The sequence below is a fragment of the Arthrobacter sp. TMT4-20 genome (assembly GCF_054510775.1).
The window spans coordinates 1-10600 of sequence record NZ_JBTNDW010000029.1 but is presented as its reverse complement, the minus strand read 5'-3'; the positions used below and the strand labels follow the sequence as shown (position 1 = coordinate 10600).

Sequence of the window (10600 nt, the reverse complement as noted above, 5' to 3'; positions counted from 1 at the left end):
GGCCTCGCTCGGCGACCGCGGCCCGTAGGCAGGTACTGGCGGTGCGTATCCGGTACTTCTTCGAGGCAGCCGACGGGACGTACGGGTACCGGAGGATCCACGCCGACCTCGTAGCGGAGGGGACACTGTGTTCCCCGGAACTGGTGCGTTCGATCATGCGTGCCGAGGAGTTGGTGCCGTGTCAGCCGCGCCCGTTCCGGGTCACCACCCACGCCGATGCCGACGGTTTTGCCGTGGTCCCGGACCTGGTGAAACGGGACTTCACCGCGGACCGTCCCGGAGCCAAGTTCGTCGGGGACATCACGTACATTCACACGTGGCAGGGCTTCATCTATTTGGCCACCGTGATCGACTGTTATTCGAAGAAAGTTGTGGGCTGGTCCATCGCCGATCACATGCGCACCGATCTGGTCGCGGACGCCCTGAAAAACGCTGCCCGGGCCACCCGGGTCGAGATGGGTGCGATTTTCCACTCAGACCGCGGAAGCGTCTATACCTCGGCCATGTTCAGGACGTTGGTCACCGGGTTGGGGATGCGGTCCTCGATGGGCCGCACCGGGGTGTGTTGGGATAACAGCCTGGCCGAGAGCTTCTTCGGCGCACTGAAAAACGAGCGGGTCCACCGGACCGTTTACGCCACCAAACTACAAGCAAAACGAGACGTCATCCGCTATATCGAGGGATTCTACAACAGCCGCCGCCGGCACTCAGCCCTCGGCTACCGTCGACCCAACGACGTCCATTACAGTTACCAACAGCCAGCCATGGCAGCGTAGAGAAAACCATCAAATCCGCTGTCCGAAATCACCGCAGCAGCTCACTGGGCGCCAGCGACCGACTGGGGGACCACACTGGTTCCGCCTTGAGGTAGCTCAACGAATGGTCCGTCCGGGAGATTTCGAGCTGCTCGATCAACGGATCGGTGAATGGTGAGAGCCCCGCAGTCTGACCCGGCGCCGTAGCGGCGGTAATCAGTGCGGCGGCAAGTACCGTGCCGGACCATGATCCGGTGCCCCTTGGCTTTTTCACTGTTTCCTCATCTATTGCCAGCTACTCTCGGCCCTCCGCAGGACACCTTTGCTCGGTTAGTGGCTTCCTGCAAGTCGCCCTGCGAGGCGATCCCGGATGGCGGCGCTGGCAGTGTTAAGGCCCTGTATTTCGACCTCTTTGCCGTAATGGCGGTACTTTTCAATAATCGCGTCCAGTGCAGCGATCGTAGACGCGTCCCAAAGGTGCGACTGGTACATGTCAATGACGATCTTCTCTGGATCCTCGGCGTATTCAAACTGCATGTACAGATCGTTGGAAGAAGCGAAGAACAATTCCCCGCTGACAACATATTTGGCGAAGGTGACGCCGAAGTGTTCCTCGATCGTCCGCTCAACACTGACAAAATGAGCAACCCTGCGTGCGAAAGCAACCATCGCTACGAGCACACCGATGATCACGCCGATGGCCAGGTTATGGGTGAAGACCGTGAAGACGACAGTCGCCACCATGACCGTGGTCTCGCTCTTTGGCATGTGGCGGAGCGTGTCGATCTTGATGCTGTGCCAGTCGAATGTTGCAACGGAGACAAAGATCATTACCGCCACCAGGGCGGCCATCGGGATAAGTGCAACGATGTCGCCGAGCGAAACGGCGAGGATCAGAACGAATATTCCCGCAAGGAATGTCGAGATTCGGGTGCGTGCGCCCGAGGCTTTGATGTTGATCATCGTCTGCCCCACCATGGCGCAGCCACCCATGCCACCGAAGAAGCCGGTGATGATGTTTGCCGTGCCCTGACCCCAGGACTCACGAACCTTATTGGACCGGGTATCAGTGATGTCATCAACTAACTTGGCGGTCATCAGAGATTCCATCAGACCAACTACAGCCATACCAAGAGCAAAGGGAGCGATGATCTGGAAGGTCTCGAAAGTCAGTGGAACATTCGGGAAAAAGAGTGAAGGCAGGCTCTCCGGCAAATCTCCCTTATCGCCGACAGTTGGCACGTTGAGAGCGAAGACGACGGCGACAACGGTAAGAATCACGATCGCGACAAGCGGGGCGGGAACGGCTCTGGTGAGCCGGGGAAGAAGGTAGATCACCAGTAGGCCCACGACCACCATCGGGTAGACCAGCCAAGGTACCCCAAGGAGCTCGGGAAGCTGAGAAGTGAAGATAAGGATACCCAGTGCATTGACGAACCCCACCATGACCGAGCGCGGGATAAACCGCATCAGCTTCGCGACGCCGACAAGTCCCAGAACCACCTGGAAAATACCTGCCAAAATTACTGCTGCAATAAAGTAGTCCAGCCCGTGACTCGCTACCAGCGGTGCAATCACCAGGGCGGTAGCAGCGGTAGCGGCGGAAATCATCGCCGGTCGACCACCGAGGAAAGCGATGGAGACGGCCATGGTGAAAGAGGCGAAGAGCCCGATACGCGGGTCCACTCCGGCAATGAGCGAAAACGCGATGGCCTCGGGGATCAGGGCGAGAGCGACTACCAGACCAGCTAGGACTTCGGTCCGCAGACGCCGGGGTGAGCGCAGAGTGCGCCAAACGGACTGGGTTTGTTCGGGTGTTAACTTCGTATCCAGATTGGTGGCATAGGCATTAGTCGCCATGCGGGCTCCATTTCGTGCTCGGGCGGACACAATCGTGCCTCCGGTTTGATAGGGAAAACGGGCGCTGCACTGCGCCAAAGAAGAAGGTGGGAGGGGCGGATTCGCCAGCTCCACTACTGACCTTACCCTAACGTAATGGTAGAGTTAAATCCATTGCTTTTCCTACGAAGGACGGTGCATGATGCAGATTGGCGAGCTCGCCGAACGCGCGCAGCTGTCCCTGCGGACAATCCGGCACTACGACGAGATCGGCTTACTCCACCCATCAGCCCGAACTGACGGTGGTTTCCGAATCTATTCAGAAGACGACTTCAAGCGGCTGGTGCTAATAAAACAGGCACGCGCGTTGGGGTTTAGTCTCGACGAAGTCGCCGATCTGCTCGACGCCATCAGTCGGAGCAAGGGTACTGAAGGGCCAGCAGGAAAAACGCTGATCAGGTTCCTTGAAGAGGCGCGGGTTCGGCGCGAAGCCATGGCGGTGAATCTTGACCGCGCCGACGACTTCATCGCAACAATGACCGATCAAGCCAGGAACTCACGTTGACACTTCCCCCCATACCAGCTCTACCCCGCTGAGACCCGACGGATCTCGCACACTTCGACGTTGGCTGCTGGAGTAGTTACGCTCATGGTTCCCCTTTGCGCTGAACGAAAAGATTCTCCGCAGCTCATTCATGGGCGAAATATCCACGCAGATAGCAATGAAAGAGGTTGGTTTTGGGCTCCGCCGCGGAACCACGGAAGAGCCAACAGGCGTTCCGTCCTGAAGTAGAGGGACTACGGGCGGTCGCTGTCCTTATGGTGGTCGTCTACCACATCTGGCTAGATCGAGTCTCGGGCGGCGTCGACGTCTTCCTCCTGATCTCCGCGTTCCTGCTGACACTGTCCTTTACCGGACGCGTCGAGACCCAGCGACCACTCGACCTCTTGGGGCGCTGGGTACGGATGTTTGGAAGGCTTGTGCCGGCAGCGGTGATCGTACTGTTGGCCACCATCGCGGCCGCCCTGCTCGTCTTTCCTCAGGCCAGGTGGGGAGAGATCATCGACCATGGCTGGGCCTCCCTCCTGTACTTTCAGAACTGGTCACTGGCGCTCGGAGCTGTTGAGTACCAGGCAGCGAGCGCGGCTGTCAGCCCGATGCAGCACTTCTGGTCGTTATCGATTCAGGGGCAAGTGTTTATCCTGTGGCCATTGCTGCTCGCCGGCTGCGCAGCCGCCGCCAGAGCGCTACGGTCGCCTTTCCGGGTGGTAGCGGGCACAGTCTTCACCACGATATTCATCATGTCGCTGTCGTTTTCGGTGAGCGAGACGATCCAGAACCAGGCCTTCGCCTACTTCGATACGCGGGCACGTCTCTGGGAATTCGCACTCGGGTCCCTCCTAGCCCTCGCCCTACCCTGGTTGCGGCCACACAAGATTCCGCGCGTGTTGATGGGGTGGATTGGTCTTCTGGCAATAGCCCTCTGCGGCATCCTCATTCCCGTCGGAGACGCCTTTCCGGGCTACATAGCCCTGGTTCCGACCGTCGGTGCTCTATTTGTGATTACCGCCGGTCAGACAGGCAGCAGGTGGGGTATCGATCGGCTTCTCTCAGCGCCTCCGATTCTTCGCCTTGGAGGCATGTCCTACGCGCTCTATCTGTGGCACTGGCCCATCCTGATTACCTATCTGGTGGTCTCTGGGGCCGAGCGAGCTTCACTCAGCGTTGGCGCGGTGATTATTGGCGCATCGATCCTACTGGCGGCAGTAACGACCCGTCTGGTTGAGCGACCCATACGGTCGTGGCGCTGGGTGCACCGACGTCGTCGTCGTAATGCAACATTGACCGTGGCGCTTGCGTTGGTCGTCGCAGTGCCACTGACCGGTTGGGAAACTCAGATTTCGTCCAACGAACACCAGTTGGAGTCCCAGCCGGACGCACTGAACCCAGGGGCGGCGGCTTTAGCCCCGGACTACCCAGCCGGCGGGGTTCCCGACGCCGACCCCATCCCTGCGGCTACAGACCTTGGGAACGAGTGGGGTAATGCTGGACCAGGCTGCACCCCGCCCTATCTGACCTCAGACCCGCTCCTCGAACGCTGCCACCAGATTGAGCCCGACGCGGAACCGGACAAGACCATCATCGTCATCGGCGACTCGCACGCACTCCAGCTGATGTCAGCCATTGGGCCCATCGCCCTTGAAAACAACTGGCGAGTGGTTGCTTTGCTGAAGGATGCCTGTCGCTACGGGGGCGAATCGGCTGAGCGCGACGACGAATGCAACGCATTCAACGCCGCTGCGCGAGAGTATGCGCAAGACCAAAATCCTGATGCCATCCTGACCTTGGGCACCATCACTTACACAGACGAGCCGCGCGAATCTCTGGTGCCGGACTACCAGGCTGGAATCCAGCCGTTCCTCGATGAGGGCGTAGAGGTGATCTCCATCCGAGACAATCCCCGGTTCCCATTCAATATGTTTGAGTGCGCGGAGCTGCAGGGCGTCGACGCTCCGCAATGCAATCCTGACCGGGCCGAGGTGCTACTGCCCGAGAACCCGGCGGACGCCATCGCCGAGACCGAACCGCTGTTCCACTCGGTGGACCTGACTGACCGGATCTGCACGGACAACACCTGCCCAGCGATGATCGGTAACGTCTTTGTGTACCGCGACTTCGACCACCTGAACCGAAGCTATGTAGAAACGTTGATTCCGGCCCTGGAACGACGGATCCTAGCCGAGACTGGTTGGAGTGGAGGCTAGCGCTGACCTAATGGTCAGTAGGTCTCGAGGGTCGCGATGAATTCATCTGCTCGCCGGAGATTCTCGGCCATCTTCTCTCGCTGGGCGGCTGCCGACGTCAAGTAGCCAGCCAGCCGTTCCCGCAGGCTACTCGTGTCGTCGTCATCGCTGGCAGCGGTCAGACCATCCACGATCGAGAGCAAGTCTCCCATTTCCTCAAGGGTGAATCCCAAGGGTTTCATTCGGCGCACTACCAAGAGGCGCTCAATATCACCGTCTGTGTAGACACGGAACCCACCCTCGGTGCGCGAGGATGCCGGGAGTAGTCCCACTTCGTCATAGTGCCTGATCGTGCGTAGCGAGAGACCGGTCCGCTCAGCTACTTCACCGATATGCATGGCGCGAGGCCGTGCCGGTTCCGAAGATTCACCCATTGTTCGATTCCCTGTGCCCCACCGGCGTTAACCTCTCGTGACGTTAAGTTAGAATTTAGATCGACCGATCTGCGTTGCGCGGATCGATGTGTACATTGCCGTTCAGCCTACCGGCACAGACCGGACACCCCCGAACCGTGGGGATTCGCCTAGCCTGCTCCGTTTACAAAGGACTATCCCTATGACCACGCCGACTTTGGCACCCACCCCTGTCGAACGCCAGTCGGTGATGCGCACACTCCGGCATCCGCGCCTCCTCAAAACCGAGGTGTTGGCGGGTTTGGTGGTTGCTCTCGCTCTCATTCCTGAAGCGATTGCATTCTCGATCATCGCAGGTGTGGACCCGAGGCTTGGTCTCTTTGCATCCTTTACGATGGCTGTTTCAATTGCGTTCCTCGGCGGACGCCCCGCGATGATCTCTGCGGCAACCGGTGCCATTGCGCTGGTCATTGCCCCTCTGGTTTCCAGCCACGGAGTTGACTACTTCATTGCGGCCGTCATCCTCGCTGGGATCTTTCAAGTAGTACTTGGCCTGATCGGCGTCGCGAGGCTGATGCGTTTCATCCCGCGCTCGGTGATGGTGGGCTTCGTGAACGCACTGGCCATCCTGATCTTCATGTCCCAGGTCCCGGAACTCATTGACGTCCCGTGGCTGGTCTATCCCATGGTCGCAGTCGGGCTGCTGATCGTGTTCGGCTTGCCGCGGCTCACTATGGTGGTGCCAGCCCCATTGGTCGCCATCGTGGTGCTCACCGTGTTCGCCGTTATTGCCAACATCGCCGTCCCCGACGTCGGGGACAAGGGCGAGTTGCCCGACAGCCTACCCACCCTGTTTTTCCCCAATGTTCCGCTGACCCTCGAGACGCTGCAGATCATTGCGCCGTTCGCCTTCGCCATGGCTTTGGTCGGATTGCTCGAATCACTCATGACAGCCAAGCTCGTCGATGACATCACCGATACGCGCTCCAACAAAACCCGCGAGAGCTGGGGGCAGGGCGCGGCGAACATCATTACCGGATTCTTCGGCGGGATGGGTGGCTGCGCGATGATCGGTCAGACCATGATCAATGTGAAAGCCTCCGGCGCGAGGACCCGGATCTCCACGTTCATGGCCGGTATCTTCCTGTTGATCCTGGTTGTAACTCTCGGCGAGATTGTGGCACTCATCCCCATGGCAGCCCTGGTCGCCGTGATGATTTTCGTCGCAATAGCCACCTTCGATTGGCACAGCATCAAGCCGACCACCCTGAGGCGGATGCCCAAGAGCGAGACGTTGGTAATGGTGAGCACCGTCGTCGTCGTTGTCTGGACTCACAACCTGGCCATCGGTGTGGGCGTCGGGGTATTGGTGGCGATGATCGCCTTCGCACGCCGCGTCGCGCACTTCGTCACCGTTGACCGGACGGTCATCGAACTTAACGGCGAGGAGACAGCTACCTACACCGTGGACGGTGAGCTGTTCTTCGCGTCCTCCAACGACCTCTACACGCAGTTCGAGTATGCGACCGACCCGGACCACGTGGTCATCGACATGCACGCCTCCCACCTATGGGACGCGTCAACGATCGCCGCCCTGGATGCGATCACCGAGAAATACCACAACCATGGGAAAGACGTCCGGGTCATCGGCTTGAACGACGCCTCCGTGCTGATGCGCGAACGGCTCGCTGGCAAGCTCGGCGCGGGGCACTAGCTCAAAGCCTCCTGGTGTAGCGGGCCGTCTCAGGCACGCCTAAGATAACCCTCGTGGCTGAGGAACGGCTGACCGCGTGGGGCAACGAACTGTGCATTGTCCATCAGAGGCTCCGAACAGCCCTCTAGGACCACAGCATGATCGATTACCTGCTCAGCGGGTTGGAACATTCGCTGGACACCGGAGCATCCATGGCCGAGCAGCTGCTCCACCTCGAAGGGATCGAAGCTGTCATGGAGTCTCACTTCCGCTATGAGGAACGTCAATTGATTGACGTTCTCAATGCCGCAGACAATCTGGGAAATGACAGGGCAAAACTGTTTGGGCCTATCGCCTGATCAGGAGTGCGTGGTGCCCTCGATAGGCGATGCCTCGGCGTCGCCGTCTGCCCGTTGGGGTGCGCCGTGCGATACGAGAACCGGGCAGGTGGCCCGTTCAGCGACTGCGGAACTGACGGAGCCCAACAACAGGCCCGCGAATCCCCCGTGACCCCGTGAGCCGACGACAACCATGGATGCGTCCGCGCTCTCTTTGATGAGGACCTGGGCTGGGTTGCCGCGGACGATACGTCGTTCAACCACGGAGGGAGCTCCGGCGGGGAACGCTTCCTCGAGCGCCTGGTCCAGTGCCTTTTCCGTCGCTTCCTCATAGTTCCAGTCCTGAGGGGTGTACACACTCATTGTGACGGGATGATGCCAGGCAGCAACCGCCCGAACGACGTCACCCGCGAGAGGCACTAGGCTCATGGCCAGCCTCAGTGCGGCAACGGATGACGGAGACCCGTCCACGCCAACGACTATGGCACGCTGCTGTGAGCTGACGGTGTTTTCCATCGTGATCCTAGCCTGGGAGGGACTCTACTTCCTCGATGGTGTCTGATAACCGTGGATGTACGTAGGGTCAAAGTACCCCCGTTCGGGAAGCGGAGAGCCGGTCCGAACCCAGCGCAGTGTGGTGCTGGGATCTCGTCCACCGGGCTACCCGGCCTATGGAACCGTCGTGATCGCCGTAGGCTTCTGTGATCGAACTATTCCTGTGCGGACGAATTCGACTCTCTAGATCGCCTGTGAGGGCGTCGGTTCGATAGGTAAGGGCGTGTAGGTGGTGAGCCAAGTGTCGAACTCCTTGGCCGGTACTGGCCGTGACATGTAAAAACCTTGGGCCAGGTCGCATCCAGACTCGCCAAGTGCTTCGTAGATGGTGCTGCTTTCCACGCCTTCTGCCGTCATCTCCAGCCCGAGGCTATGCGCCAGACCTATGGTTGACACCACCAGCGCAGCCGCTTTCGCGTCGTGGGACATGGACATGACGAAAGATTTATCCAATTTCAACTCGTCGATCGGAAGCTCGCGAAGATAAGCCAGCGAGCTGTAACCTTTTCCGAAGTCGTCCACCGCGATCCGCACGCCCATGGTGCGGAGCCGGGTGAGGACGGTGCGGGCCCGGTCTCGGTCTCCCATCAGAAGGTCTTCGGTGATCTCAATGACCAGCACGGAGGGATCCAATCCACGCACCGTTGTCATCGCCGCAATCTGGTCCGGTAGCGAGGAATCGATAATTGACCCTGAACAAACGTTGACTGCAACGGTCAACACCCGGCCCTGCTCTTTCCAAACAACGCTTTGATCAAGAGCTTTCCCAAGGACGACGCTGGTCAACGGCGACATCAGTCCGGCCTCATCAAAGCGCTTGAGGAAAAGCGGCGGCGCCAGGATTCCCTCGGTGGGATGATCCCACCGCACCAACGCCTCAACCCCCCGAACCTTGCCGGACCGAAGATCTATTTGCGGCTGAAAATGGACGACAAGCTGATCGTCTAACAGCGCGGAGTTGAGCGATTCCAGGGTGTGATACTTGGTTGCTTGTAAGCCCTCATCGCAGTATGTGCCATGGCCACTCCTGGTGGTTTTCGCCTTATACATCGCCATATCAGCTTTACGCAGCAGTGTCGTCAAATCGTTGCCCTGCGCAGGATAGTGTGCCATCCCAATGCTGGCGTTCACCTGAACCGTGACAGAGCCAAGATCATATGGCTCGGCCAGCGCCGCGCGGAGCTTCATCGCCACTGCTTCGGATTCACTGTCACCGCAACCATTTAGATGAATGACAAACTCATCCCCGCCCATCCGCGCCAAAAAGTCCTCAGCTCGCAGCTGAGCCCTCAACCGGTCAGCGACCTGTTTCAGTAACCTGTCGCCGACGTCGTGCCCAAGGCTGTCATTGACTTCCTTGAACTTATCGAGATCCAGTAACAACACTGCACTAATGCGCTGAGCATCTACGACCAGACGTACCGGAACGGTCGAATATAGCGCCCGACGATTGGGAAGCCCGGTCAGCTCATCCGTCATCGCCTGAAGATGCACCGCCGCGATCCGCACCCTATGCCGGAAAACCAGCGGCAGCGCAGCCAACGCCAACGTAAGGCTGGCTAGCACCACCGCGAGAAAAGAAATCGGACGTTGAGTCCCCAACACCAGAACGGTGAGACTTGCAACAGTGGCCAGCGCCGGCACGGTTTGTGTCGGAACGGCTCTTGCTAAAAGGCCTTTCTCGGTGCCTCGTCGAAATTGTTCCTCAAAGCCCTGCATCACAATCCACACGGTGATCAGGGCTGTTCCCGCTGCCCACGCCGCGTCCAACGGTGTTCCTACGACGTACAAGCCCTCCAACTCGAGCATCGCATACACAATATCCGCGCCGGTAAAGACCAGCAGGCCCACAATCAAGGCTAGCCACCCGCCTCCGGGAGGACGCCCCGGAGTGACCACGATTCCGATCACTGCGGCTAACAGCAGAAGATCCAGCAGAGGGTAGGCCGCCGCCAATGCCGCATCAAAGGTGAAAACACCGTCGAACGCTGGCTTCAGTGTTAACGCCAACCCAAAACAGGGCCATTAGTGCCAATTGAAAACAGGGCCACTGGTTGTTCGTTCTATTGTGCCGTACTGGTTGTTGGCTGGTGCTTTGAGAGCCGGTAGCTGTTGCCTTTGAGGCTGATGACGTCGGCGTGGTGAACGATCCGGTCGATCATGGCTGAGGCGATGGTCAGGTCCCCGAAAACATCACCCCAGCGGGCGAAGGGCAGGTTCGAGGTCAGAATCAGGGAGGCGTGTTCGTAGCGGCTGGAGACG

General features: G+C 59.3%; 11 protein-coding genes. 5 read left to right on the top strand and 6 right to left on the bottom strand.

Annotation, left to right across the window (positions count from 1 at the left end; all coding sequences use genetic code 11):
- A partial coding sequence (locus ACX80Z_RS15750; protein ID WP_459316537.1) for an IS3 family transposase occupies positions 1–776 on the top strand: 776 nt, incomplete at its 5' end.
- A gap of 28 nt (positions 777–804) precedes the next feature.
- Here the strand turns inward: ACX80Z_RS15750 and ACX80Z_RS15745 are convergent.
- The gene (locus ACX80Z_RS15745; RefSeq protein ID WP_459316536.1) at positions 805–1029 is read right to left on the bottom strand and encodes a hypothetical protein; all 225 of its coding nucleotides are present in this window, start codon (positions 1027–1029) and stop codon (positions 805–807) included.
- Between the two features lie 56 nt (positions 1030–1085).
- On the bottom strand, positions 1086–2615 hold the full coding sequence (locus ACX80Z_RS15740; protein WP_459316538.1) for a SulP family inorganic anion transporter: 1530 nt from the start codon (positions 2613–2615) through the stop codon (positions 1086–1088).
- Positions 2616–2793: 178 nt separating this feature from the next.
- Between ACX80Z_RS15740 and ACX80Z_RS15735 the strand changes: the two genes are divergently transcribed.
- On the top strand, positions 2794–3159 hold the full coding sequence (locus ACX80Z_RS15735; RefSeq protein ID WP_459316535.1) for a MerR family transcriptional regulator: 366 nt from the start codon (positions 2794–2796) through the stop codon (positions 3157–3159).
- A 167-nt stretch (positions 3160–3326) separates the two neighbouring features.
- On the top strand, positions 3327–5360 hold the full coding sequence (locus ACX80Z_RS15730; RefSeq protein ID WP_459316534.1) for an acyltransferase family protein: 2034 nt from the start codon (positions 3327–3329) through the stop codon (positions 5358–5360).
- A gap of 14 nt (positions 5361–5374) precedes the next feature.
- On the opposite strand, the gene ACX80Z_RS15725 is transcribed toward ACX80Z_RS15730, so the two are convergent.
- Positions 5375–5773, bottom strand: a complete 399-nt coding sequence (locus tag ACX80Z_RS15725; protein WP_459316533.1) for a MerR family transcriptional regulator — start codon at positions 5771–5773, stop codon at positions 5375–5377.
- Between the two features lie 181 nt (positions 5774–5954).
- Here ACX80Z_RS15725 and ACX80Z_RS15720 point away from each other — a divergent pair, with 181 nt between their 5' ends.
- Positions 5955–7466 carry a SulP family inorganic anion transporter gene (locus ACX80Z_RS15720; protein ID WP_019483342.1) on the top strand — a complete coding sequence of 504 codons (1512 nt, stop codon included), beginning with the start codon at positions 5955–5957 and terminating at the stop codon, positions 7464–7466.
- A 137-nt stretch (positions 7467–7603) separates the two neighbouring features.
- Positions 7604–7804 (top strand): hypothetical protein, encoded by a 201-nt coding sequence (locus ACX80Z_RS15715; protein ID WP_459316531.1) that lies wholly within the window; start codon positions 7604–7606, stop codon positions 7802–7804.
- On the opposite strand, the gene ACX80Z_RS15710 is transcribed toward ACX80Z_RS15715, so the two are convergent.
- The 3 genes from ACX80Z_RS15710 to ACX80Z_RS15700 form a co-directional block, all read right to left on the bottom strand.
- Positions 7805–8299, bottom strand: a complete 495-nt coding sequence (locus tag ACX80Z_RS15710; RefSeq protein ID WP_459316530.1) for a universal stress protein — start codon at positions 8297–8299, stop codon at positions 7805–7807.
- 222 nt (positions 8300–8521) lie between these two features.
- Positions 8522–10348 (bottom strand): putative bifunctional diguanylate cyclase/phosphodiesterase, encoded by a 1827-nt coding sequence (locus tag ACX80Z_RS15705; RefSeq protein WP_459316528.1) that lies wholly within the window; start codon positions 10346–10348, stop codon positions 8522–8524.
- A gap of 53 nt (positions 10349–10401) precedes the next feature.
- On the bottom strand, positions 10402–10600 hold a 199-nt coding region (locus tag ACX80Z_RS15700), incomplete at its 5' end, for an ATP-binding protein (RefSeq protein WP_459316054.1).